We start from the raw sequence: 23,038 nt of genomic DNA, 5'->3' as shown, positions 1-23,038 counted from the left end.
GAACCATGAAACCATGCCTGCCAAATCACGCCGACCGCGTCTCGCGGTCGGGCTTACGGCGACCGCTCTCGCGGCGGCGCTGAGCGCGCCCGCTTGGGCCGATCCGGCTCCGGCCTACGCCGACCTTCTGTCCCGCCTGGGCCAGACCCCCTCCGCGGCCGAGGCCGCCGCTCTGATCGACGCCGCCGAGGCGCGGGTTCGCCAATCCCGCGTCAGGCCCAATCCGACTGCGGGTCTTGAACTCGAGAACGCCTTCGGTTCGGGGCCTTTCTCCGGCATCGACAACGCCGAGACGACCCTGTCCCTGTCTCAGAACCTCGAACTTTGGGGCCGTCGAGGCGCGCGCGTCAGCGTGGCGGAGGCCGAGGCCGCGACGGTGGGCTTGCGCAGCCGGCTCGCGCTGATCGATCTGGCCGGACGGCTGGCGCTTTCCTACGCCGAAGCCGAAACCGCGGAGCGGCGGGCGGACCTGGCGCAGGAGGCGCTGGACCTGAACCTAGCCGACGCGCGCGCCGCGCTGAAGCTGGTGGAGGAGGGGCGAGAGCCGCTGCTCCGGGGCATCCAGGGCGAGGCCGAAAGCGCCGCCGCGCGGGCCGCCTTCGATGAGGCCAGCGCCGAGCGGGACGCCGCCTTCGCGCGGCTGACGGTTCTGGCCCAGCTGCCGACGCCGGTGACGTCCGTCCCGGCGACCCTGCTCGATGAGGCTCCCGCGCGCGCCCCGAGCGCGACTGATCCGCTGACCGTCCAGGTGGCCGAGGCGGAACGCGAGGCGGCCGAGCGTCGCATCGGCGTCGAGCGCATACGCGCGCGGCCTGACGTGACCGCCAGCGTCGGCGTGCGTCGGTACGAAGCCGAGGACGCCACGGCCCTGACGTTCGGCCTCAGCCTGCCTCTGCCGCTGTTCGATCGGAACCGGGGGAACATCGACGCCGCGCAGGCCGATTTTCGCGCCGCCGACGCGCGTGTGGCATCGGCCCGGCAGGACGCCCGGGCGGATCGCCTGGCGGCGGTGGCCCGTCTCGACGCCTCCGCCAGCCGGGTGTCGGCAGCCGACGCCGGCGTGACGGCGGCGGAGGAAGCCTATCGCCTGTCGCGGATCGGCTTCGAAGCCGGCCGCATCTCCCAACTGGAGCTGCGCGCCACGCGCGCGGCACTGATCTCCGCCCGCAACGCCGCCTTGGACGCCCGCCTTGCGCGCGTCCGGGCCGAAATCGACCTCGCGCGCCTCGAAGGCCGCGCCCCCTTCGGAGACGCCCGATGAAGCGCCTGAACACATCCAACAAGACGCTGCTGATCGGCGGAGCCGCCGCCATCCTGCTGCTGGGAGGAGGAGGGATCTGGCTGGCGACCCGCGGCCCCGCCGAAGCGCCGCCCGCGGCCGACGCCCATGCGGAAGGTGAGGAAGGTCATTCGGAAGGCGAGGGCGAAGCGCCCGAGGGCGTCGTCCAGCTGAGCGCCGCTCAAATCCAGGCGGCCGGAATCGTCATCGCCCAGGTCTCGCCCGGTGGCGGAGGCGAGGTCCGTCTGTCCGGGCGGGTGGAGCCGATGGTGGACGCCCGGGCCGCCGTGGCGGCTAGTGTCGGCGGGCGGGTCGAGCGGGTCCTGGTCGCGCCCGGCCAATCCGTCCGGGTCGGGCAACCGCTGGTCAGCCTCGTCAGTGGCGAGGCGGCGAGTTACCGCGCCGAGATCGACGCCGCGGCTGCGACCGCCGATGCGGCCCGCCGGGCCCATCAGCGCGACCAGAACCTGTTCGAGGCCGGCGTCGTGGCCCGACAGGACGTCGAGGCGTCCCGCGCCCAAGCCCTGAGCGCCGAGGCCCAGGCCCGTGCGGCCCGCGCCCGCGCGGCGGCGGCGGGCTCGCCGAACGCGGCCGGCCGATTGAGCGTGACCAGCCCGATCTCGGGCGTCGTCACCAACGTCCAGGTCGGGCCCGGCGGCTTCGTCGCGGCGGGAGGCGTCGTCGCCGAGGTCACCAATCCGGCGCGCGTCGAAATGGTGTTCAATGCCCCTCCGCAGCTGGCCGCCAGCGTGCGCGCCGGCTCTACCTTGCGGGTCTCCAGCCCCAACGGAGAATTCCAGGCGATCGTCACGGGCGTGGCCGCTGACGCCGGGATGGGCGAGACCGGCGCGGCCGTGATCCGCGCCCGTACTCAAGGAGCCACCCTGCCGCCGGCCGGTTCGCCGGTGACGGGGGCCGTCGTGGTCGGCGAAGCCTCATCGGCTCTGACGGTCCCGTCGGAGGCGGTGCAGACCGTCGAGAACCGAAGCGTCGTCTTCGTCCAGGTGGAGGACGGCTTCCGCGCCGTCCCCGTTCTGGTCGGACGCCAAGCCAATGGCCGCAGCGAGATCCTCAACGGCCTCAGCGGCTCCGAACGGGTCGCCGGCGCCAACGCCTTCTTGCTCAAGGCCGAACTGGCCAAGGGCGAAGCCGAGCACGGGCACTGAGGAGACAGCCCATGTTCAAAGCCCTAATCGAAACGTCTGTCCGCTTCCGCTGGTTCGTCGTCCTGATCACCGCCGTCGTGGCCATGATCGGCCTGTTCGAACTGACCAAGCTGCCGATCGACGCCGTCCCCGACATCACCAACCGGCAGGTGCAGATCAACACTGTCGCCCCGGCCTTGGCGCCGGAACAGATGGAGCGACAAGTCACCTATCCGCTCGAGACCGCCATGGCGGGGATACCGGGACTGCAGAGCACTCGGTCGCTCAGCCGCAACGGCTTCTCTCAGATCACCGTCATCTTCACCGACCAGACCGACATCTATTTCGCGCGGCAGCAGGTGTCCGAACGGATGGCGCAGGCCGCCGAGGATCTGCCGGAAGGCGTCGAGCCGATGCTCTCGCCCATCACCACAGGGCTGGGCGAAGTGCTGATGTGGACGGTCGATTTTGTGCCGTTCAACAGCCAGAACCTGTCGAAGCCCGGCCAGCCGGGTTGGCAGGCCGGCGGCACCTATCTGACGCCCGAAGGTCAACTGCTGACCACGCCCCAGGCCCGTGCGACCTATCTGCGCACGGTCCAGGATTGGATCATCGCCCCGCGCATGCGCACGGCGCCTGGCCTGGCCGGGGTCGATGTCAACGGCGGCTATGTGAAGGAGTACGCCATCCGGCCCGACGCCGCCCGGCTGGCGGGTTACGGCCTGAGCCTGGATGACTTGATCCAGGCTGTGGATCGCGCCAACACCCAGGCCGGCGCGGGTTTCATCCAGCGATCGGGCGAGGCCCTGACGGTGCGAACCGACGCCTTGGCCACGACGGTCGAGGACCTCGCACAGGCTCCGGTCTCCAACCGGAACGGGCTGGTGGTGCGCGTCGCTGACGTCGCAAGCGTCGAGATCGGTCAGGCGCCGCGTCTCGGCGCCGCCAGCCGCGACGGCCACGAGGCCGTCCTCGGCACCGCCCTGATGCTGGCCGGCGAGAACAGCCGGACCGTGGCCCAGGCCGCCGCTGAACGGCTTGAGGAGGTCGGCGCGAGCCTGCCGCCAGGCATCGTCGCAGAGCCGGTGCTGAACCGCAGCGAGTTGGTGAACTCGACCATCCAGACGGTGGCCCGTAATCTGACCGAGGGCGCGCTCCTGGTCATCGTGGTGCTGTTCCTGCTGCTTGGAAACATCCGGGCGGCCAGCATCACGGCGCTGATGATCCCGATCAGCTTCCTCTTCGCCGTCATCGGCATGAACCGCTTCGGCATCAGCGGAAACCTGATGAGCCTCGGCGCTCTCGACTTCGGCCTCCTGGTCGACGGCGCCGTAGTGGTGGTCGAGAACACCCTGCTGATGCTCAGCCAGAGGCGCGGCGAACTCGGCCGGACCCTGACCCGCCACGAGCGGCTTGAGGTCGCCGGCGCGGCGGCGCGCCAGATGGTCAAGCCGGCCGCCTTCGGCCAGCTCATCATCCTTCTGGTGTTCACGCCGTTGCTGCTGCTCGAAGGCGTCGAGGGCAAGACCTTCATCCCCATGGGGGCGACGGTGATGCTCGCCCTGGTCGGCGCCTTCATCTTCTCCTTCACCTTCGTGCCGGCCATGACGGCGCTGCTCGTGCGCGATCCCAAGACCGTGCATCTGAACGCAGACGGTCGAGCCGAGGAGCATGAGACGCGTATCCTGCGCTTCGCCCGCAAGCGGATCGAGCCGGCGATCCGCTCCGCTGTGGATCGACCCAAGCTGGTGATGATCGCCGCCGTCGGCGCGCTCGTGCTCGGCGTGATCTCGTTCATGAGCCTCGGGCGGGAGTTCATACCGACCCTGGACGAGGGCGACATCGCCATGCAGGCGCTCCGCGTGCCGTCGGCGTCGCTGGAACAGTCGGTCGCCATGCAGATGGCGCTCGAGCGGGCGATCAAGGCCCAGCCGGAGGTCGAGACGATCTTCTCGCGCACAGGCACGGCAGAGGCGGCGGTGGACCCCATGCCGCCCAACATTTCCGACTCCGTCATCGTGCTGAAGGACCGAAAGGCCTGGCCAGATCCCGGGCTGGAGAAGGAGGCGCTGATCGAACGCATCTCCGAGGTGGCGTCCCAGCAGATCGGCAATAATTTCGAGTTCAGCCAGCCGATCGAACTGCGGTTCAACGAGCTGATCTCGGGCGTACGCACAGACCTCGCGGTGATGGTCTATGGCGACGATTTCGAGCAACTGCAGGCGGTCGCCGACCAGGTGGCCTCGGCCTTGCGCGACACCCCGGGATCAGCCGACGTTCGGGTGGAGCAGGCGTCGGGACTCCCGACCTTGACCGTCAGCGTCGATCGCTTCGCCGCCGCCAACTACGGTCTGTCGGCGGCCGATGTCTCCGAAGCCGTCTCGGCGGCGGTGGGCGGCCAGGCGGCGGGGCAAATCTTCGAGGGCGACCGCCGCTTCGACGTGGTGATTCGCCTGCCTGACGAGGTCCGCAACGATCCCGCCGCCCTGGCGGCCCTGCCGGTCACGGCGCCGAGCGGGGCGACCGTACCGCTGTCCAGCGTCGCCCGCATCGAAGTGGCGGAGGGGCAGAACCAGATCAGCCGCAACGACGGCAGCCGCCGCATGGTGGTTCAGGCCAATGTGCGCGGGCGGGACTTGGGCGGCTTTGTCGCCGACGCCCAGGCTAAGGTCGGCGAGATCGCGCTTCCCGCCGGCTATTCGCTTGATTGGGGCGGCCAGTTCGAAAACCTAAAGCGCGCAGAGCAGCGGCTGGGGCTGGTCATTCCGATCGTCTTCGTCCTGATCGGGGTCTTGCTGTTCATGGCCTTGGGCTCGTTCGCGGAGGCGGGGCTGGTCTTCGCCTGCGTGCCTTTGGCCCTGGTCGGCGGCGCGCTGGCGCTGCTGTTGCGCGGTATGCCGTTCTCGGTGTCGGCGGCCGTCGGCTTCATCGCGGTGTCGGGCGTGGCCACGCTGAACGGCCTGGTGCTGATGCAGGCGATCCGCGAACGGCTCGATGGCGGCGCCGTCCCCCGTGACGCGGCGATCGAAGGGGCGTCCAGCCGTCTTCGTGCTGTGCTGACCACGGCGCTGGTCGCCATCGTCGGCTTCATCCCCATGGCCATCGCCCACGGGGCGGGAGCGGAGGTGCAGAAGCCGTTGGCCACGGTGGTGATCGGCGGGCTTCTGACCGCCACCGCCCTGACCCTGCTGGTCCTGCCGACCTTCGCGGCCAAGGCCGTGAAGCATCGCAAGGCGGAAGGGATCGAGGATTGAGCGGCCTCGACCAGAGAGACCGCGAGCAGAAGCGTATTCTGCTCGCGGTCCTGATACTCAACGCCTTGCTCTTCATCGGGTTGGGGATCGGCGGCTGGCTCGCCGACTCCAGCGCCCTGCTCGCCAATGCGCTCGACAACGCGTCGGACTCCGTCGTCTATCTGATCAGCTTTCTCGCTGTCGGAAAGCCCGGTCGCTGGAAGCGGGGCGCCGCGCGGACGTCCGGCGTCATCCTGCTGATCTTCGCCGCGGGGGTCTTGCTCGACGTGGCGCGGCGCTGGTGGCTCGGCGCCGAACCCCTAGGCTGGACGATGATGGCCCTGGCGCTGGTCGCGGCGGTCGTCAATCTGATCTGCCTCGTCCTGCTTCGCCGCATCTCCAGCGAGGACGTCAACATCGAAGCGGCCGAGACCTTCAGCCTCAATGACTTCGCCTCGAACGGCGGCATCCTGGTCGCGGGCGGGTTGGTAATGGCGCTGGGTCAGGCTTGGCCGGATCTGATCGTCGGCGCGATCGTTGCGGGCATCGCGGTCAAGGGCGGCCTTGAGATCCTGCGGAGCGCGAAGGCCGATTCCGACGAAGAGAAGGGCAGGGCATGAGCGTCGCGCATGAAGAAACCGGCCACGGCCACGATCACACCGCCGGCGCCAGCGCAAGGCGACTGACGATCGCGCTGGCGCTGACTTCGACGTTTCTGATCGCGGAGGTCGTGGGCGGGCTGGTTTTCAATAGTCTGGCCTTGCTCTCGGACGCCGCCCACATGTTCACCGACGTGGTGGCGCTCGGCATCGCGCTCGCGGCGATCAAGATCGGCCAGAAGCCGGCCGACGACCGTCGCACCTTCGGTTACCGGAGGTTCGAGATCCTCGCCGCCGCCTTCAACGCGGTCCTGCTGTTCGCGGTCGCAGGCTATGTGTTCTGGGAAGGCGTGCAGCGGCTGAGGGATCCCGAGCCGGTTGGTTCGGTCGGCATGCTGCTGGTCGCGGCGGCGGGCCTGGCCGTCAACATCGTGTCGATGCGCATTCTGGCGGGCGGCAAGGACAAGAGTCTGAACGTCAAGGGCGCCTATCTCGAAGTCTGGGCGGACATGCTGGGCTCGGTCGGTGTCCTGGCGGCGGCCCTGATCATCATGGCGACGGGTTGGCGCTGGGTCGATCCGGTCGTCGCCATCGGCATCGGTCTTTGGGTCCTGCCGCGGACCTGGATCCTCCTCAAGGAGACTACCCACATCCTGCTGGAAGGCGCGCCGCGCGGCGTCGACATGACACGCGTTCGCCAGACCCTTGGAGAAGTCGAAGGCGTGGCTGATGTTCACGACCTTCATCTCTGGGTGTCGGGAGCCGACGAGCCAAGCGCGACCGCGCACATCGTGCTGTCTGGAACCGTGGACGCCGACGCCGTCAGCGCGGCGGTGCGCGATCGCCTCGCCGCTGACTTCGGCGTGCGCCACACGACGGTGCAGGTCGAGAGCGCGGCGACGAACGAACCGGGAAGCCACCGATGAGAAGCCATCGGTCGGGAACGGGGCCGCATGGGCGGGCCTAGGCGAACGGTCCGGAGCACGGCGCCGGCCTACAAGGTCCGCACGACCGCCAAGCGCCGACGGCGTCCCGCGCAGCCGCCGCGTCCGCTCGGAGCTCTGGGCGAGGTGATCGTGATCGGGGTCAGTCTCATTCTGGCCGTTCTCGGTAGCCTGTTCGTCGCCGCGCGTCTGGTTCCGCTGAGCGTGCCGTCCGCGATCGGATATGCGACGGGGATGGCGCTGCTGGGCGGAGCAGCGATGTTCTCCGTCCGCCGGACGTGGAGTCGGATCACCCTTGCCGCCTGCCTCGCGATCGCCTTCGGGCTCGGGGCAGCCTGGCTGCGCTGAGCACTGCTAACCTTTCCTTCGCGTCGCGCCGTTGGCGTGCGGAGATGGCTGACGCTCTCTCTTGGACCCGGTCAGTGTCCGGCCTCGCATCGCGCGGGCCCGTTGGTCGATGCACTCCGCTTCATCGTCGGCGGTTTGGCTGCCTTTGATCGGCTCGCTCCGGCTTTTCCAATCCGCCCACTCAAGGCCGGCGATGACCGCCTTGAGCGCGACAAGGTGAGCCGTGATGTCATACCACGTCGGAAAAGCCCGAGGATTTTCAATCCAAGGTGCCAGGTGTCCGACTCAAACGAGCGGTGACCTCGGCTAAGCTGTCCTTCGAGGGGTGCGGTGAAGCGTTCAGAAGATGCGGGGCCGGACATTCAGCAAGGAAGCGGTCCGGTCCCCCGCGTTCCGGTTGCCCCTCAGGCGCAGGGTGCTGGCGCCCTCGCAACCGTGTAGTCTGACCGCATTTCAAGCATCCGCCTTGCCATGAACGATATTCCGGTCCGCCAGAATTTGCCTGACAGCCTCAAGCTGATGCGTGCGCGTCAGGAGATGTTCCATCGGGCGAAACTGGTGTTCATCGCGCAACTGGTGCTGACCGTCCTGCTGCCGGTCATCGGCGCGGTCGCTGGCCTGTTCATGGAGCAGCTCCGCTCGACGGTCGCCTTTTTTAGCCTGCTGGTGACGATCCTGGACATCACGGTCCTGGATCGCGCCCAGCGCCGCTTCGTGCGCAATGGCGCCAAGATCGCCGAATGCTTCGACTGCGCGGTGCTGCGCCTGCCCTGGAACACCCTGAGCGCCGGCAAGCGCCCTGATCCGGAGATGATCGATTCCGTCGCTGAGGCCTGGAGCCGACGGCACGAGGATAAGGGCATCATCGACTGGTATCCGACCGAAGCGGGGGAGACGAGCCTGGAGGCGGGACGACTTTTGTGTCAGCGCAGCAGCCTCTGGTACGACGCCACCCTCCGTCGCTTCAACGGCTCGATCGCCCTTGGACTGTCATGGCTCATCCCCTCCGCCTTCCTGACGGCCTGCTGGTGGACCCGGCTGCCCTTGAGCGAATTCGCGGTGACCTGCATGCCGGTCGCGCCGGTGCTGGTCTGGTCGGTGCGCGAGCATTTTCGCCAGAAGGACACCGCCGAGAGCCAGGATCAGACCAAGGCTGAGCTGGAGGGGTTCCTGTCGCGGGTCGAGGCCGGAGCCATGTCGCTCGATGAGGCCGAAGAGGCCGCCCGAAGCGTTCAGAACGCCCTCTACGCGCGGCGGGTGTCCAGTCCGCTCGTCATGCCGGGCCTGTATGAACTGCGCCGGGCCTATCTAGAACGGACAATGAAGGCCGGCGTCGCGGCGCGGGTACGCGACGCCGGTTCATCGGCCTGACGCGTCAGGACGCCGGGAAGAAGTCGCCGAAGATCGACTTCCAGATCCGGACGGCCTCCCCCTCGCTGCCCTGGGCTTCGGCGCGATAGGCCCGGGTCGCCGCCATTTCGGCGTCCCGAAGGGTCTGTCGGGCGGCGGCGCATTTGGCGGACGTCATCTCATCCGACACGGGCGGGCCGAGGCCCGCCGGGTCCGGCCAGATATCGCCGACGCTGGCCTGCGCGGCAGCGAAGAACCGCCGGGCTTCGTCGGGAAAGGTGTTGAACGGTCCATCGACGAGATCGAGCGCCATCACCTCGATGAGGAACCCGGGCTCGATCGGCTTGCCGTTGGCCCGGTTCCAGCTCTTCAGCATTTTCACCAGGGGCACCCAGTTGCCTCCCAACGCCTTGTTCTTGGCGGTTGTCAGGTCGTTGTGAGTGGCGGGATTGGTCTTGATCCACTTGCCGAGCTGTTCGTCGGGAATCTCGTAGTCCGAGCCGGACACAAAGGCGGGCACGACGTCAAGGCTGACGACCTTGCCTTCCTCGTGCTGGGTCTGGTGACGTTTTTCGAACCACACGGTGATGCAACGCCGGTCCCGCTCGACCTGATCCCGCCCATAGGCGTCGACCAGGCAGGCCTCCAGATCGTCGAGCACGCCTTTCGGATGGGCGTTGCGCCGGTGCGCTTCCTTGGCGCCGAGACAAACGAAGATGTCGATGTCCTTGAGCGGCTTGGTCTTGGTGTGCCGGCCGTACGATCCGGTCAGGAAGTCGTGGTCGACGTCGAAGGCCGCCTGCACCTTGGCGCGGACATCCTTCTGGCGGCGGCTCGCGTCGTCCTTTTCGGTCTGGGTCAGCTCCAGACGGCTCTTGAACGTCGCGAAAGCATCCTTCACCCGGCTCATGCGGGCCTCCAGTAGTTGAGACCCGCGGTGATGTCGCGGGTGGCGATCGCCGTCCCGGTCGAACGACTGATGAGTCCCGTGGTCGCGAGGTGTGAGGTGCTGGACATGCCGGCGACGTCCGGCCGGCCGCGTTGGCTGGTCAGGATGATGCGGTAGACGCATCCCGCCGGCGGTCGGCCGACTTTCTCGATCGTGCGTTGGACGTGGTCTCGGTCGACCCACATGTCGTCATCGACGCCGCTTCCGTCATAGGTGACGGGGAAGTCCCAGCGCAGCTGAAGAGTGCTGGAGCCCGGCTTGTAGAACTCGATAGTCACCACCTTGAGGTGGCCGCTCTGCAGCCAGGCGCGAACAGCCGGCCCCACCACCGTCCAGTCGTCGACGAGCTGGGCGGGGGAGAGTCCGGCGGCCTGGATGATCCGATTCAGCTGGTTGCGGATATGGTCGGCCACGAAGGCGGCGGTGTGGGTGCGGGTGTATGTGAAGGTGGAGACGGCCATCAGCGCGCGGCTCCCCAATCAATGGTCAGGGCCGGCTGGGCGCCGGCCTGGGTTGCGGACGCGCCCTCGGCGTCCGCCGGGGTCTCGTCCAGGGCGTGGATGACCAGACGCGGCGCCCGGCTCTTCAGCGTCTCGGCGACCCAGTCCAGATCGGTCGGATCGCACGGGACATAGAGGGTCCACGGCTTGCCGGTCGGGTTCCAGTCCAGCGGCGCCACCTCGCCGCCGAGGCTGAGCGCGTCGGCGCCGTAGGCGCAGTAGACGACCAGGCGGTGGCCGTCGCCCTTGAGCGTCAGCGGGTGATCCGCATAGTGCTCCTCCGACAGCAGGCTCGCCATGACGCTGGCGGCCGCCGTCAACTGCCCGGCGTCCACCGAGTCCGGACGCGTAATCAGATTCACGATTTCAGCCCAGGTTTCCGCCCCGGTTCGAAGCGGCACGGCGGCGATGTCCCTACGCAGCTTCACGGCCCACCTCCTTCCCGGCGTGAGCCGCCGCCTTGAGCGCCGACAAGATTTGCTGGCTTGAAAGAAGACTGGGGTCTCGCGCCGTCGCGAGGGAGCCGGCGAGAGCGCTCACGACGGCCTTGCGGAGGCGGCGGCCGTCCATGCCATTGGAGGCGCTGACGAAAAGCCCCATGTCGCGCGCCAGGCCAGCAATCGCCGGCCATTGACGACCAAGGCCTTCAAGGGTGTCGCGGATGATTTCGGCCCGCGCCTCAGCGTTGGGCGGCGGGATGTATTCGATCAGGTCCGCTCGCGAGAGAAAGGCGTCGTCGACCGCCTGAGGATAGTTGGTGGTCGCGATCAGCAGGATGTTCCTGTGCTGCTGGGTGAGCAGGTCGAGGCTCGCCAGCACCGCATCGGTGGCCCGGTGGACATCGACGGGATTGGCTTCCAGGCTCATCTTCTTGCGATCGGCCGCAAGGGTTTCAACCTCGTCCAGAAGAATGACGGCGAAGCCGCCCATTCCGGCTTCGGGAATGGTCTGGTTGAAGAGGGTCCCCACCTGCTGCTGGCTCTTGCCCAGCGAGGCGCTGGCGAGGCCGTGGGGATCGATCTGCAGGAAGTTGACCTTGGACGGCCGCAACATGGCCGCGACCTTGGTCGCCAGGCCGCGCGCGAGGGTGGTCTTGCCGGTCCCTGGAGGACCGGCGAGCACCATCAGGCCGTGCAAGGGCGCGACGTCGAAGGAGACTGAACGTCGCACGGTCAGGGCGAGCATCGCCTGGGCGATCAGGCGGTCCTTGACGGCCTGGTCCATCTTGATCGAGTCCCAGGCGGACTCGAACGCGGGGTCGGGAAGGGTGCAGCGGTAGGCAACGCCGGAGCTCATGGAGAGAGGGCCTTTTCGGTTCAGGGGAATGATCCGGGAAGGCGCTTCATCGCGGCGACGGTTGTGCGCACGCGATCGCGATGCATAAGATCGCGCCGCCGACCCGGAATGAGTCGGTATCGGAGAGAGGGCGGCCTTCTTCTTAAGACCTGCCAGTCGGGAACGGTCGTCCTCTCCCCACCATGTTCACGCTCAACTCAGTAGCCACGCTCCATCATCTGGTACGCAGGCCGCGCCCCTACTCAGCGCGGGCGGTCGATCGAATTGGATGGAATCGGAACAGCCGTAGCCCAACCCATATCGACAGCTTATGTGCCGAGTCGCGGGGCAAGGAAAGGGGCTGTTAACCCAACCTCATTCTTGAGCCGATTCGTGTCACGGGTTCAAGGGCGCGTCAAGATATTGTGGTGAGGCGCGTACCGGGCGCAAGACTGAGGGGGTGGAGAGCTGTGGAGGCTATTAGCTCGTCGGCGACATTGTCCCCAGAGCCCGTGCGACGCCGCCGCTAGCGCGTAGCGTGATCGCAGGGTCAAGAAACGCTCAAGAAGACTGAGCAAGTCGCCGCTCGACGGGTCTCGCCGCGCGAGCGCAGACACGTCCCGGCCGCACGCCGACTCGCCTTTGATGATCGGAGTCACACTGGCGGTCGAGCTCGGGCCCACCTCGTAATTCCAAGGCTCAGGTGGCGCGGTGCGTCGGCGTACTGGGGGGCACGGTGGCAAAGGCTGCTGCATTCAATCCTACGGTTCGGGCGCCGTGCGCGTGTCATCCTCGAAATTGGTGAGCGTGTCGCAGGCCAGGCAGTGGTACATCCACGACGCCTCCTGAAAATGCAGACCGCCCAGGCATCCACAAAAGGGGCAGCACTCTTCGAGGGACAGGTCGCCCCATTCCCAGACCCCGACATGCTCCGGAATGCCATCCCGGTCGTAGCCGACGATCTCGAAGGCGTCGGCGGTCTTGCCCACGAAGGCGTCACCATGGAAGCGCTGGAGCACGGGCAGCACGTCGGCCGGCTGAAGGTTGAACCATTCGCCGAACTCGCCACGCACCTCCGCGAAATGGCGATGAAGGTCGCGCTCCAGGCGTGCGTCGTCATCCGCATTGATGAAGCCGACGAGTTTCAGCCGGTCAGGATTGCCGGTCTGCAGTTGGCGACGGCGTTCCTCGACCCGGCGAGCGCGTCCGATCTTGATGCGGTCGGGGCCATGCCCCTCCTGATACAGGAAATAGACGGGCATCGCGTATCCTCCCGCGCCGCGTCAATCGTCCTCATCAGCTTCGCGCGGCGGCGGCACCCAGCCGTCCGCCTCGAACAGCGCGGTGACCTCGCCAAAAGCCTCCCGCCGGCGGGTTCTCAGCAGCATCTGATAGAAGCGGTTGCGCGCGTCCGCCGATGGGAGCCGTCCGTTCCCCGCGTTTCTGACCTGGCTCAGAAGCAGGGTGCTGGTGCCGCCCGCCGCGTAGTTCTGGCCGTTGGCGGCGACAGCATCGAGCACCTGGTCGAGAGCCGCCGCGTCGAGACTGCCTGTGTAGGGTGTGATGTACGCGTCAAAGTTCGCTTCAGAGCCACGGAAGCTTCCGGACTGGGCGTAGAGCTCCACCGCCTGAGGCCAGAGCTCCGGGAGGGGCGCCGCGGCGATCGCCCGAGCCAAGGACTCCCGGTCGAGCCCGGCGATCAGGGCGAGGATGGGCGCCCGGAACGGGGCGAAGGCGACGCCCCTCAGAACCAGATAGTCTGTCAGATTGGCGGCGTTGGCGTTGTTGACCGTCTCCTGCAGGGAGGTGCGGGTCGGCTCCTGCATGAGGGGCCAGAAGGCGGGGAATGCGGCGATGAAGGCGATGGCGCGAGGTCGGTCTGCGGGGTCGAGGGTGTCCAGCAGGCGCACGATGGCAGGCACGACGTCGGGCCAGGCTCCGGGCGCCCGGTCTCGCACCGCAACCAGCGCGGATTCGACCTTCGAGCGGACGACGTCGAGATGGGCCGGGACGCCCTTCAGCAGGGACTTGGCCAGCACGGTTCCGAAATTGCGGATGTTCTGAGGCCGGACCCGGGCGAGGTAGCGCTGCTCGACGTAGTCGAGGATCCGGGTGTGGTCGGCCGGGAAGCCGGACGATTGAACATCGCCGTCGAAGACCTCAAAGATGGCGCGGCCCTGGAGGGCTTCCTGGCCGAGGACCAGATCGACGGCGTTGACGAGGTGCATCCGCACCAGTTCGGGCGTCGGCTCGAAGAGCAGGGCTTCGGCCGAGAAGGCCGGATGGGCGCAGAGATGACGATCCTCGCGAAGGCGTTCGAGTTGCCGGCCCGCGATCTGGCTGATCGCCTGGGTATTGTCCGCGGCGTCCTCGAGAATCCGTCCCTCGAGTTGGAGGAGCTGCCGGATATCGTTGATGGCGGTCGCATTGTCCCACGACTGCAAAAAGGCCGTCGCTGCAGCGTCGCCCATGGCGCTGAGCTCGCGATACTTGGCGATGAGGTCGTAGGCGATGGCCACCCATGCCGCCGTGAGCGCGGCGCGCAGGGCTCCGGCTTTGTAGGCTCGCACCGCGTCCAGGAAGTAGGTGCGGGACTGCGGGTTGCGGACCTTGGTCAGCAGGATGTCGAGGTCTACGAAGCTGGAATCCACGGGGTTGCACCGGATTGGAGATGGAAGGCCGATCCTAGCCCATGCGCCTCGCGGCACGTAAGCCGGTCCGCTCGATGACCTGTAGGAGAGCGAACGCGCTCGCTTCTCGGAGGTCGTCATGCGGAAGGGGCGCCAGGCTAGGGGCCGAGCCGATGGCGCGATAAGAAAACGAACAGGATCGCTTCGCGTCTGGCTTCGGCGGTCGCCTGCGGCGCCCTTGGTCGCCGCCCCAGGCCGCGTCGGCGAAGCAGCGCCTCACGCCCGCTGCCGCCCCGAGCGTCAAGCAGGCTCGTGGAAAAGCAATCTGGCTGGAGCGGGCAAGGCCGGGGGAGGGGGCGCCTGGAGTTCAGTCCCGGGACGCACCGCCGCGAGGACAAGGCGCTCCAGGCATTCGATCGCCTCCCGCTTCTCCTCGAGATAGTCGTGCTGGACATAGACCGACATGGTTAAGGACGATCCCCCGCCCAGCTCGTTCGCGTGGTTGAGCAGCTTGGACAGAATGAAAGGGCTGACCCTGGCCCGTGCGAGCCGGGTCGCTCCGCTTCGGCGCAGGTCGTGGACCGTGATGTCTGGAATATCGATCGCGGCCCTGATGTCGCGCATGGCGTGGCTGATCGCCGAGGGGTGAATTGCGCCTGGAACTTCGCCGCGACCCACGAAGACAAACGGCGACGGCTCCTCGCCGTCCGCTGGCTTCGGCCGGAGAACCAGGGCTTCCTTGATCAGGACGATCGCGAACTCGCCCAAAGGAACGACGGTGGTGCGCCCGGCCTTGGTGCGGGCGGCCGGGATCGTCCATGTGCGTTCGGCGAAATCGAGTTCGGCGACGCGCATCTCAGCGATCTCCGCGCGCCGCTGGAGCAGGAGCGCGGCTAACTGGATCGCAATTCGGATCGGACGCCCCACCATCAGCGCCTCGTCCTTGCCTTTCGGCAACGGGCGCCGGTACCCGGTCGTGTCTTCGAGCGCCCGCCAGAGCGCACGTAGCTCGACGTCATTGAGAACGCGCGTGCGGGGAGTCTCCTCGGCGAGATCGTCGAGCTGCTGTGCGGGGTTCTTGAGCACGCGGTCTTCGTAGATCCCCCAGGCGAAGATCTGGCTGATCAGGCTTCGGGCGCGGTTGGATGTGACACCCTTGCCTTCCTGTAGGATCTCCCGAAGACGTTTGCGGACGACGTCCTTGGTCACCGCTTCGATGCGCAGGGTCGCGATCGGACGCAGGTGTTTCCGGTAGAGGTTTCGTTCGGACAGAATGGTGGGCGCGCGCTTGCGCTTTTTACTGGGGCGGTACTCTCCGCTCTCGGTGGCCTTGAAGTAGCCCTCGGCCATGTCGTCGAACGTCCTCAGCGGTTGAGCCTTGGCTTCGGCCTTGACGACCTGCATTTCGGTCGCTGGATCGCGGCCGGCGTCGATTTCAGTCTGAAGTTTCCTCGCCTTCGCGCGGGCCCCCGCGACCGTGAGCGCGGCGGGATCGCCCAGCGCATGGTCCGGCGGAACGTAGCGACCAAGCCGAACTCTCGGCTGAGTTCCATCCAGGCGCCGATATCGAAACCCCCAGACTTTCGAGTGTCCCGATACGCGCAAATAAAGACCCTTCAAGTCCGCGTCCCAGAGCTCGAGACGATGCTCGTCCGTCGGCTTGAGCGCGGCGACGCTCCGGTCTGTCAGTCGTGTCGCGCCCATCTGAATCCTCGTTTGAAGCGCCCCGATTTTGGGGAGCAAATGGGGAGCAAATTGCAGCAACTCGAAGCATAGCGATGACGAAGGGTGAATTCAAAAACTTTCTAGAAACAGTGGATTAGCACAGTCCTGAACAGTCCTGAAAAGGCATTGGAGGCCGCTGGGGGTCAAGGGGTCGCAGGTTCGAATCCTGTCGCTCCGACCATCGACACAGGTCGATGACGGGTTTAGGGGCCGCCTTCGGGCGGCCCCTTTTCCTTTTGCGCCCACGCGGGTCTTTTTCGGCCGCCTTCGGCTTGAACCCGGTTCTCGGCTCATTATGATGAACGGCAGAGATCAGGTCGCCTCCCCGCGACCAGGCCGGCGCCTGTGATGTTCGGGTGAATCCGGTCCGACGCCCGTCGATAACCTGGCGTCACGACAGCTTCATTCGATGATCGGAGGCCGCCGTGGCGCGTAAACCTACCCTAGATTTCTTGAAGACCGAGGCCGCGTCCGGCTCGGCCCTGGCCCTCGCGGCGGTCGCCGCCCTGCTGGTGGCGAACTCGCCCTGGAGCGCCGACTATTTCGCCTGGCTGAAGAGCTATCACGTGCTCCAGATCGGGCCGATCCGTCTGGAGGAAACGATCTCCGACTGGATCAAGGAAGGCTTGATGGCGATCTTCTTCCTCGTCGTGGGGTTGGAGATCAAATATGAGATCGTTCGCGGCGAATTGAGCGACCCCAGGAAGCTGGCGACGCCGGTCTTGGCGGCCTTGGGCGGGATGGCCGGGCCTGCGGCGGTCTATCTGTTCCTGTCCATGACGATGGGGGCGCCGCACGCGGGCTGGCCGATCCCCCTGGCGACGGACATCGCCTTCGCCCTGGCGATCTTCGGCTTCGTCGGCAAGGGGCTGCCCTCGTCGCTCCGCGTCTTCCTTTTGACCCTTGCGATAGTCGATGATCTGGGCGCGATCGCCCTGATCGCCCTGCTGTTCAGCGAGGGCGCCAACTGGACGCCGCTGTTCTGGGCCTTGGGTCTGCTGGCGGCCTTCGGCCTGATCGCCCACAGGATCCGCGTGCCGACCCCCTTCTGGGTGCTTGGCTTTTCGGCGGTCTGGTATCTGACGGTTCTGTCCGGTCTTTCGACCTCGCTCACGGCTGTGGCCTTTGCGATGATCGTTCCGATCCAGGCGCGCAAGGAAGACCGCCAAAGCCCGCTGAAGGAGGCGATGCACGACCTCCATCCCTGGAACGCCTTCCTGGTCCTGCCGCTGTTCGCCTTCGCCAAGGCCGGCGTCTCTTTCGCCGGCCTGTCGCTGGAACAGGCCTTCGCCCCCCTGGTCGTGGCGATCGCCCTGGGTCTGTTTTTCGGCAAGCAGATCGGCGTCTTCGGCGCCGCCTGGCTGGCCTCGGCCCTGCGGATCGGCGCGCGTCCGACCGACGCCAGCTGGCTTCAGGTCTATGGGGTCTCTCTGCTGTGCGGGGTCGGCTTCACCATGAGCCTGTTCATCGGCGTCCTGGCCTTTCCGGGCGCGGTGGACTCCCCTGAGCAGATCGAGGTCAAGCTGGGCGTGATCGGGGGGTCGATCATTTCGGCGATCGGCGCGGCCGTGGTCTTGGCTCTGGCTGGGCGCCGGCCTCGCCGCGATCCGGCGGCCGCAAAGCCGCAGGTGAAGCCGCTCGCAGGTTCCTCGACCTGAAGAGAACGCGAACAGCAGGGCGCGGCTGAGCAGGCTCAGCCGCGCTCCGCCCATCTGAGCAGGGGGATGATCGGCAGTCCCCAAGCCGTGCCTCCGATCCCGAAAAACAGGAAGTCGATCCAAGGCGAGGGCGGTAAAGGGCCGCGCAGGGCGATGAGGCCCCACACCCAGAAGACCAGAAAGGCCAGGACGCCGACGGCGGCGATGAACCGACGCGCCCGCGGCGGCATCAGCGCTTGTTCCTGAACAGGAAGAAGGTCGCCAGACAGACGACCGACCCTGTCAGGGCCCAAGGGACCCAGACCCAGCTGTCCAGGGTGCTGACCGCAAACACCCGCACGGCGAGGAACCAGCCGCAGGCCAGGCCGACGCCCGAGACCAGGCTGGCGCCGCCGAAGCCCCGCCGTCCGGTCAGCAGGTCGGCGATCCAGGCCAGAAGCAGGCCGCCCAGAAGGGCGGCGCCGATGTCGGCGTATTGCAACACGCATCTTCTCCCTGTCAGCCCCATCGGGGAGGACGTCATGATCTCAATCCGACTCGATCTTGCGGCCTTGGCGGGGCATACCGCCTCGGTCGCGATTTGGTCACGGTCGAAGGCGACACCATATCCGGGTCAGTGTCGGGCGTCGAATGAACCGTTTCGGAAATCCAGATCGTAACCGCGCCGTGGCCGTGTGGCTGTTCGCCACGGCGGCTTTGGTCTTTCTGATGGTGGTGGTGGGCGGGGTCACGCGCCTGACCGGCTCGGGTCTGTCGATCACGGAGTGGAAGCCGATCATGGGGGCCATCCCCCCGTTGAACGACGCCCAGTGGGCCGAGGCGTTCGAGAAGTACAAGCAGATTCCCCAGTATGCCCAGGTCAACGCCGGCATGAGCCTGGCCGAGTTTCAGGGCATCTTCTGGTGGGAATGGGTGCATCGGCTGCTGGGGCGGGTGATCGGACTGGTGTTCGCTCTTCCGCTTGTGGTGTTTCTGCTGTGCCGCATCGCGCCCGCCCGCTCGATTTTTCGTCAGTGGGCCGTGCCGGATCGACTGATCTGGCGCTGCGTCCTGCTGCTGGGTCTTGGCGGTCTGCAAGGGCTGATCGGCTGGTGGATGGTCTCAAGCGGTCTGTCCGAGCGGGTCAGTGTCGCGCCCGAACGTCTGGCGACCCATCTGGGTCTGGCCTTGATCCTGTTCGCCGCCCTGATCTGGACCGGATTGGAGGCCTGGAACGGTCAGGACCACGGACGCCCTCCGGCCGGCTGGGCGCGCGGCGCGGGTTTCCTGCTGGGTCTGGTGTTCCTGCAATGCCTGCTGGGCGCCCTGGTGGCGGGCGGGCACGCCGGGCTCGTCTATACCGACTGGCCCCTGATGAACGGTTCCGTCCTGCCGCCTGCGGACTGGAGCCTGGGCGCCGTCGCCTTCTTGCACGATCAGGCCCTGACCCAGTTCAACCACCGTCTGGTCGCCTATGGTCTGCTGATCGCCGTCAGCATCTACGCCTTTCAGGCCTGGCGCTGGCGGGTGGCCGAGGGCATGGGGCTGGCGGCCTTCGTTTTGGCCGGGGTGGTCTGGGGCCAGGCGGTCCTGGGGATCGCCACCCTGATCCACGCGGTTCCTCTGTGGCTCGGCGTCCTGCACCAGGCCGGGGCCGCCGTCGTCTTGGCGGCGGCGACGATGAACCTCTGGCTGGTGTTGCGGGCTCAGCCCCGGATCTTCATGTCCGGACCGAGGACCATGGTCCGGTGATCGCCACGGTCAGGCCGGGATACTGAATATTGACGAACAGGGTCCGGCCGTCGGGGGCGAAGACCGCCCCGGCGAACTCAGAGTTCCCCTGAAACACGTTGCGCCCCAGGGTGTAGAGCTTGCCCTCGGGCGTGACCCCCTTCAGGTGGTTTTTGACCTCTGTCGAATAGTTGTCTTCGCAGACGATCAGATGGCCCCAGGGCGCGATGGTGATGTTGTCGCCCATGTTCAGCGTTTTCAGGTCCGTGCTCTCGACGAACAACTGCACGCGCCCGGGCCGCCGGCTTTCGCCGGGCCGCCCTTCCTCCGGCGAGGGGACATAGCGCAGAATCTGGCCCCGTTGGATCGGCCCGCCCGAGGTGGCGGTCAGATACAGTTCATTGTCGCCCCACCAGATGCCTTCGGCGCGGGCCACCAGGGCGGCGCCTTCGGCATGGCCGCGCAGCCGCAGATCGCCCTTGGGGCTCTCGACCTCGTGCATGTCGATCCACTCCACCTCGCGCCAGTCGCCGACGGACCAGATCCGGTCCTTGTGGTTCGAGGTGTCGGCCCCGTTGTGCCCGCGCAGGACCATGGCCTGCAGCCGACCGCCCTTGGCCAGTTCGCCCGGGGCATCGGGGAGGAAGCGATAGAAGAGGCCGTCTCCCTGATCCTCGGTGAGATAGAGGATGCCGGTGCGGGGATCCACGCAGACGGCTTCATGTTCGAAGCGCCCCATGGCCTTCAACGGAATCGGATCGACCAGGCCTTCGGCGCGCGCGGGTACCTCAAAGACATAGCCGTGGTCCTTGGTTACGTCCGAGTCGGCCGGCAGTTCGCTGGTCTCCTCGCAGCTGAGCCATGAGCCCCAGGGCGTCTGGCCGCCGCAGCAGTTGGTGCTGGTGCCGGCCAGGCTGAGGTGCTGGCGCTCGGTGCGGCCGGTCGCCAGGTCGTAAATGACGGTGGTCGTGCCGCCGGGCAGGGGACGGCCGTCCTTATAGGTGTCATAGGCGCTGTTCGCGTCCAGCCGACCGATCCGTTCCTGATTATAGCCGCCTGGGCCCCAGTTGCGGTGGCTGGCCGAAGAGCCCTTCAGTTCGTGATTGCGGACCAGGGCGACGCGGCTGTCGTCCAGGGCGAAACACCCCATGCCGTCGAACTGTCCAGGAACCAGCAGGCCGTCGGCCATGGTCTCTCCGCCCTGGGAGACGATGCGGTAGGAAAAGCCTTCGGGCAGGTCCAGCACCCCGTTGGGGTCGCGCTTGAGCGGGCCATAGCCGACGACCTCGTTGAGATAGGTTTCCTCTTCGGCGGCGTGGACATTGCGGGCCAGGCCGGAAAAGGCCAGAGCGGCGCTGGAGGCGATCAGACTGCGACGATGAAGGATCATGGGGAGGGCTCCGAGGGACGGCCTCCGATGACTCCGAATGATCATGGTTTGATGACGACGACTGTTATTTCATAACAAAAGAACGCAGTTGGTCCGGGTATTTTAATACCGTACTAAAAAGACGTTTGTTTACATAAGGATGACGCAATCTGGATGTCCTCGTTTGGATTGACGCCGTCGCCGCCCTCCTGTATCAGCGCGCCTTCATTCGGTTCCCTCGGGGCCGAACCCGATTTTCGTCTCCAGGAATCCTCTCAATGCTGAAGAGCACCACGGCTTCGTTGAAGCCGGCCGAGGTCGAGAAGAAGTGGATCCACATCGACGCCGAAGGCGTCGTGGTGGGCCGCCTCGCGACCTTCATCGCCAACCGTCTGCGCGGCAAGCACCGCGGCGACTACACCCCCCACGTCGATTGCGGCGACTATGTCGTCGTCACCAACGTGGACAAGGTCGTGTTCACGGGCAAGAAGAACACCGACAAGATCTACTACCGCCACACCGGCCACCCCGGCGGCGTCAAGTCGACCACGCCTGAGAAGGTGCTGGGCGGCCGCTTCCCCGAGCGCGTCCTGGAGAAGGCCGTCGAGCGGATGCTGCCCAAGGAAAGCCCCCTGGCCCGCAAGCAGATGACGCACCTGCGTCTGTTCGCCGGCAGCCAGCATGACCACGAAGCCCAGCAACCGGAAACGATCGACTTCAAGTCGGCGTCGCCCAAGAACACCCGGAGCGTCTGAGCATGACCGACGTGACCAACGAAACCGCGACCGGCTTCGACGCCCTGAAGGGCCTGACCGTCTCGGCCGAGAACGACGCCCCCGTCTATGTCCAGAAGCTGGACGCCCAGGGCCGCGCCTATTCGACCGGCAAGCGCAAGAACGCCATCGCCCGCGTCTGGGTGAAGCCCGGCACCGGCAAGATCACCATCAACGGCAAGGACCAGGAGCAGTATTTCGCCCGTCCCGTGCTGCGCATGATGATCGCCCAGCCGCTGACCGTGTCGGACCGCGCCACCCAGTATGACGTGATCTGCACCGTCGAAGGTTCGGGCCTGTCCGGCCAGGCCGGCGCCATCCGCCACGGCCTGTCGCACGCCCTGACGCATTTCGAACCGGAACTGCGCAAGGTTCTGAAGCCGCACGGCTTCCTGACCCGCGACAGCCGCGTCGTCGAACGCAAGAAGTACGGCCGCGCCAAGGCTCGCCGCAGCTTCCAGTTCTCGAAGCGCTGATCGCATTCATGCGGTTTGGATTTGGGGCGCTTCGGGGAGACCCGGAGCGCCCTTTTTCTTGTCTCTCTTCTCCCGCATGGGGGAAGGGTCAGGAGTAGCCTATGACCCACACTGTCTTCATCGACGGCGAAGCCGGCACCACGGGCCTGGAGATCCGTGAGCGGCTGGAAGCCCGCACCGATCTGGAACTCATCCTGCTGGGCGACCGTCGGCGCGACGTCGAGGCGCGGCGCGAGGCGCTGAACAGCGCCGACGCCGTGATCCTGTGCCTGCCGGACGATGCGGCGCGCGAGGCCGTGGCCATGGTGGAGAACCCGACGGTCAAAGTGATCGACGCCTCGACCGCCTATCGGGTCGCGCCGGGCTGGGCCTATGGCTTCCCCGAGATGGATGCGGGCCAGCGTGATCTGATCGCCCGGTCCCAATTCGTGTCCAACCCCGGCTGCTATCCGACCGGCTTCATCGGCCTGATGCGGCCGCTGGTGAAGGCGGGCCTGGTCCCGTCCGGCCATCCGGTCACGGTCAATGCGGTCTCGGGCTATTCCGGCGGCGGCAAGGCCATGATCGCCGAGTTTGAAGCCCAGGGCGCGGCGACCGCCTATCGCGCCTATGGTCTGTCGTTGAAGCACAAACATGTGCCGGAGATGACGAAACACGCGGGCCTGTCGCGCGACGTCCTCTTCACCCCCGCCGTCGGCGCCTATCGTCAGGGCATGCTGGTCGAGGTTCCGCTGCATCTGTCCGGCCTGCCGGAAACGCCGTCGGTCGAGCGAATTCACGGGGCCCTTCTGGAGGCCTATGACGGCCAGAGGTTCGTCGAGGTCGTCGATCTGGATGAGACGGAGGCCATGGCCGGGCTGGAGCCCGAGGGCCTGAACGGAACCAACCGCCTGCGCCTGCATGTCTTCGGACACCGCTCCGGCGAACAGGTCCGGCTGGTCGCCCTCCTGGACAATCTGGGCAAGGGCGCGTCCGGAGCGGCGGTGCAGAATCTGAACATCATGCTGGGACTGGATGAGGCGACCGGGCTGAGCTGAGGCTCGAGGCAGGGTGAGAAACCTTTTCGGCCCGCCGT

The 23,038-nt window shown here is 66.8% G+C and carries 22 protein-coding genes; 12 read left to right on the top strand and 10 right to left on the bottom strand.

What is annotated here, in order from left to right:
* Nucleotides 1-13: 13 nt before the first annotated feature.
* From AC07XS_RS00690 to AC07XS_RS00660, 7 genes are all read left to right on the top strand, one after another.
* Nucleotides 14-1,261 carry a TolC family protein gene (locus AC07XS_RS00690; protein WP_182713145.1) on the top strand — a complete coding sequence of 416 codons (1,248 nt, stop codon included), beginning with the start codon at nucleotides 14-16 and terminating at the stop codon, nucleotides 1,259-1,261.
* Complete coding sequence (locus AC07XS_RS00685; protein WP_182713144.1) at nucleotides 1,258-2,445, top strand: efflux RND transporter periplasmic adaptor subunit; 1,188 nt, start codon at nucleotides 1,258-1,260, stop codon at nucleotides 2,443-2,445. The genes AC07XS_RS00690 and AC07XS_RS00685 overlap by 4 nt, the downstream gene beginning before the upstream one ends.
* Before the next feature lie 11 nt (nucleotides 2,446-2,456).
* Nucleotides 2,457-5,678 carry a CusA/CzcA family heavy metal efflux RND transporter gene (locus AC07XS_RS00680; RefSeq protein ID WP_182713143.1) on the top strand — a complete coding sequence of 1,074 codons (3,222 nt, stop codon included), beginning with the start codon at nucleotides 2,457-2,459 and terminating at the stop codon, nucleotides 5,676-5,678.
* On the top strand, nucleotides 5,675-6,277 hold the full coding sequence (locus AC07XS_RS00675) for a cation efflux transmembrane domain-containing protein (RefSeq protein WP_321207904.1): 603 nt from the start codon (nucleotides 5,675-5,677) through the stop codon (nucleotides 6,275-6,277). The genes AC07XS_RS00680 and AC07XS_RS00675 overlap by 4 nt, the downstream gene beginning before the upstream one ends.
* Entirely contained in the window at nucleotides 6,274-7,182 is a 909-nt protein-coding gene (locus AC07XS_RS00670) for a cation diffusion facilitator family transporter (RefSeq protein ID WP_182713142.1), read from the top strand. The genes AC07XS_RS00675 and AC07XS_RS00670 overlap by 4 nt, the downstream gene beginning before the upstream one ends.
* A gap of 144 nt (nucleotides 7,183-7,326) precedes the next feature.
* The gene (locus AC07XS_RS00665; RefSeq protein ID WP_182713141.1) at nucleotides 7,327-7,548 is read left to right on the top strand and encodes a hypothetical protein; all 222 of its coding nucleotides are present in this window, start codon (nucleotides 7,327-7,329) and stop codon (nucleotides 7,546-7,548) included.
* Nucleotides 7,549-8,019: 471 nt separating this feature from the next.
* The gene (locus AC07XS_RS00660; RefSeq protein ID WP_182713140.1) at nucleotides 8,020-8,919 is read left to right on the top strand and encodes an S-4TM family putative pore-forming effector; all 900 of its coding nucleotides are present in this window, start codon (nucleotides 8,020-8,022) and stop codon (nucleotides 8,917-8,919) included.
* Between the two features lie 4 nt (nucleotides 8,920-8,923).
* On the opposite strand, the gene AC07XS_RS00655 is transcribed toward AC07XS_RS00660, so the two are convergent.
* The 7 genes from AC07XS_RS00655 to AC07XS_RS00625 form a co-directional block, all read right to left on the bottom strand.
* Nucleotides 8,924-9,808: a CBASS oligonucleotide cyclase gene (locus AC07XS_RS00655; RefSeq protein WP_182713139.1), complete on the bottom strand. Its 885-nt coding sequence runs from the start codon at nucleotides 9,806-9,808 to the stop codon at nucleotides 8,924-8,926.
* Nucleotides 9,805-10,308, bottom strand: a complete 504-nt coding sequence (locus AC07XS_RS00650; protein WP_182713138.1) for an HORMA domain containing protein — start codon at nucleotides 10,306-10,308, stop codon at nucleotides 9,805-9,807. Before AC07XS_RS00650 ends, AC07XS_RS00655 begins: the two co-directional genes overlap by 4 nt.
* The gene (locus AC07XS_RS00645; protein WP_182713137.1) at nucleotides 10,308-10,775 is read right to left on the bottom strand and encodes a CBASS system Cap8 protein; all 468 of its coding nucleotides are present in this window, start codon (nucleotides 10,773-10,775) and stop codon (nucleotides 10,308-10,310) included. The genes AC07XS_RS00650 and AC07XS_RS00645 overlap by 1 nt, the downstream gene beginning before the upstream one ends.
* Nucleotides 10,762-11,532, bottom strand: a complete 771-nt coding sequence (locus AC07XS_RS00640) for an AAA family ATPase (RefSeq protein WP_321207903.1) — start codon at nucleotides 11,530-11,532, stop codon at nucleotides 10,762-10,764. The genes AC07XS_RS00645 and AC07XS_RS00640 overlap by 14 nt, the downstream gene beginning before the upstream one ends.
* An 851-nt stretch (nucleotides 11,533-12,383) precedes the next feature.
* A complete protein-coding gene (locus AC07XS_RS00635; protein WP_182713135.1) occupies nucleotides 12,384-12,884 on the bottom strand; it encodes a GIY-YIG nuclease family protein in 501 nt (166 codons plus the stop codon).
* A 21-nt stretch (nucleotides 12,885-12,905) separates the two neighbouring features.
* Complete coding sequence (locus AC07XS_RS00630; RefSeq protein ID WP_182713134.1) at nucleotides 12,906-14,273, bottom strand: hypothetical protein; 1,368 nt, start codon at nucleotides 14,271-14,273, stop codon at nucleotides 12,906-12,908.
* Between the two features lie 279 nt (nucleotides 14,274-14,552).
* Nucleotides 14,553-15,956 carry a site-specific integrase gene (locus AC07XS_RS00625; protein ID WP_182713133.1) on the bottom strand — a complete coding sequence of 468 codons (1,404 nt, stop codon included), beginning with the start codon at nucleotides 15,954-15,956 and terminating at the stop codon, nucleotides 14,553-14,555.
* 446 nt (nucleotides 15,957-16,402) lie between these two features.
* Here AC07XS_RS00625 and nhaA point away from each other — a divergent pair, with 446 nt between their 5' ends.
* Nucleotides 16,403-17,635, top strand: a complete 1,233-nt coding sequence (gene nhaA, locus AC07XS_RS00620; RefSeq protein WP_054765960.1) for a Na+/H+ antiporter NhaA — start codon at nucleotides 16,403-16,405, stop codon at nucleotides 17,633-17,635.
* 35 nt (nucleotides 17,636-17,670) lie between these two features.
* Here nhaA and AC07XS_RS00615 read toward each other — a convergent pair whose 3' ends face one another.
* Nucleotides 17,671-17,865 carry a DUF2842 domain-containing protein gene (locus tag AC07XS_RS00615; protein WP_182713132.1) on the bottom strand — a complete coding sequence of 65 codons (195 nt, stop codon included), beginning with the start codon at nucleotides 17,863-17,865 and terminating at the stop codon, nucleotides 17,671-17,673.
* Nucleotides 17,865-18,119 (bottom strand): transglycosylase, encoded by a 255-nt coding sequence (locus AC07XS_RS00610; protein WP_224760946.1) that lies wholly within the window; start codon nucleotides 18,117-18,119, stop codon nucleotides 17,865-17,867. The genes AC07XS_RS00615 and AC07XS_RS00610 overlap by 1 nt, the downstream gene beginning before the upstream one ends.
* A gap of 146 nt (nucleotides 18,120-18,265) precedes the next feature.
* On the opposite strand from AC07XS_RS00610, the gene AC07XS_RS00605 reads away from it, so the two are divergent.
* Nucleotides 18,266-19,366: a COX15/CtaA family protein gene (locus AC07XS_RS00605; RefSeq protein ID WP_182713131.1), complete on the top strand. Its 1,101-nt coding sequence runs from the start codon at nucleotides 18,266-18,268 to the stop codon at nucleotides 19,364-19,366.
* Here the strand turns inward: AC07XS_RS00605 and AC07XS_RS00600 are convergent.
* Nucleotides 19,335-20,735, bottom strand: coding sequence for an alkaline phosphatase PhoX (locus tag AC07XS_RS00600; RefSeq protein WP_182713130.1), 1,401 nt, complete (start codon nucleotides 20,733-20,735; stop codon nucleotides 19,335-19,337). The two genes, AC07XS_RS00605 and AC07XS_RS00600, sit on opposite strands and share 32 nt — an antisense overlap.
* A gap of 257 nt (nucleotides 20,736-20,992) precedes the next feature.
* Here AC07XS_RS00600 and rplM point away from each other — a divergent pair, with 257 nt between their 5' ends.
* The 3 genes from rplM (at nucleotide 20,993) to argC (ending at nucleotide 23,000) form a co-directional block, all read left to right on the top strand.
* Nucleotides 20,993-21,469 (top strand): 50S ribosomal protein L13, encoded by a 477-nt coding sequence (gene rplM, locus AC07XS_RS00595; RefSeq protein ID WP_054765955.1) that lies wholly within the window; start codon nucleotides 20,993-20,995, stop codon nucleotides 21,467-21,469.
* 2 nt (nucleotides 21,470-21,471) lie between these two features.
* Complete coding sequence (gene rpsI, locus AC07XS_RS00590; RefSeq protein ID WP_182713129.1) at nucleotides 21,472-21,963, top strand: 30S ribosomal protein S9; 492 nt, start codon at nucleotides 21,472-21,474, stop codon at nucleotides 21,961-21,963.
* 101 nt (nucleotides 21,964-22,064) lie between these two features.
* Nucleotides 22,065-23,000: an N-acetyl-gamma-glutamyl-phosphate reductase gene (argC, locus tag AC07XS_RS00585; RefSeq protein WP_182713128.1), complete on the top strand. Its 936-nt coding sequence runs from the start codon at nucleotides 22,065-22,067 to the stop codon at nucleotides 22,998-23,000.
* The last annotated feature ends 38 nt before the right edge of the window (nucleotides 23,001-23,038 follow it).

The organism is Brevundimonas sp. GW456-12-10-14-LB3 (assembly GCF_059424365.1).
Note: the sequence above shows the minus strand (reverse complement) of the source record. Positions and strands in the feature narration are given on the sequence as shown.

What these genes read in the sequence shown, in the direction of transcription:
- AC07XS_RS00640 (WP_321207903.1), bottom strand. Translation starts at nt 11,532, where the DNA reads ATGCTCGCCCTGACCGTGCGACGTTCAGTCTCCTTCGACGTCGCGCCC.
- AC07XS_RS00605 (WP_182713131.1), top strand. Translation starts at nt 18,266, where the DNA reads ATGAACCGTTTCGGAAATCCAGATCGTAACCGCGCCGTGGCCGTGTGG.
- AC07XS_RS00615 (WP_182713132.1), bottom strand. Translation starts at nt 17,865, where the DNA reads ATGCCGCCGCGGGCGCGTCGGTTCATCGCCGCCGTCGGCGTCCTGGCC.
- AC07XS_RS00660 (WP_182713140.1), top strand. Translation starts at nt 8,020, where the DNA reads ATGAACGATATTCCGGTCCGCCAGAATTTGCCTGACAGCCTCAAGCTG.
- argC (WP_182713128.1), top strand. Translation starts at nt 22,065, where the DNA reads ATGACCCACACTGTCTTCATCGACGGCGAAGCCGGCACCACGGGCCTG.
- rplM (WP_054765955.1), top strand. Translation starts at nt 20,993, where the DNA reads ATGCTGAAGAGCACCACGGCTTCGTTGAAGCCGGCCGAGGTCGAGAAG.
- rpsI (WP_182713129.1), top strand. Translation starts at nt 21,472, where the DNA reads ATGACCGACGTGACCAACGAAACCGCGACCGGCTTCGACGCCCTGAAG.
- AC07XS_RS00625 (WP_182713133.1), bottom strand. Translation starts at nt 15,956, where the DNA reads ATGGGCGCGACACGACTGACAGACCGGAGCGTCGCCGCGCTCAAGCCG.
- AC07XS_RS00690 (WP_182713145.1), top strand. Translation starts at nt 14, where the DNA reads ATGCCTGCCAAATCACGCCGACCGCGTCTCGCGGTCGGGCTTACGGCG.
- AC07XS_RS00655 (WP_182713139.1), bottom strand. Translation starts at nt 9,808, where the DNA reads ATGAGCCGGGTGAAGGATGCTTTCGCGACGTTCAAGAGCCGTCTGGAG.
- AC07XS_RS00650 (WP_182713138.1), bottom strand. Translation starts at nt 10,308, where the DNA reads ATGGCCGTCTCCACCTTCACATACACCCGCACCCACACCGCCGCCTTC.
- AC07XS_RS00600 (WP_182713130.1), bottom strand. Translation starts at nt 20,735, where the DNA reads ATGATCCTTCATCGTCGCAGTCTGATCGCCTCCAGCGCCGCTCTGGCC.
- AC07XS_RS00670 (WP_182713142.1), top strand. Translation starts at nt 6,274, where the DNA reads ATGAGCGTCGCGCATGAAGAAACCGGCCACGGCCACGATCACACCGCC.
- AC07XS_RS00685 (WP_182713144.1), top strand. Translation starts at nt 1,258, where the DNA reads ATGAAGCGCCTGAACACATCCAACAAGACGCTGCTGATCGGCGGAGCC.
- AC07XS_RS00635 (WP_182713135.1), bottom strand. Translation starts at nt 12,884, where the DNA reads ATGCCCGTCTATTTCCTGTATCAGGAGGGGCATGGCCCCGACCGCATC.
- AC07XS_RS00680 (WP_182713143.1), top strand. Translation starts at nt 2,457, where the DNA reads ATGTTCAAAGCCCTAATCGAAACGTCTGTCCGCTTCCGCTGGTTCGTC.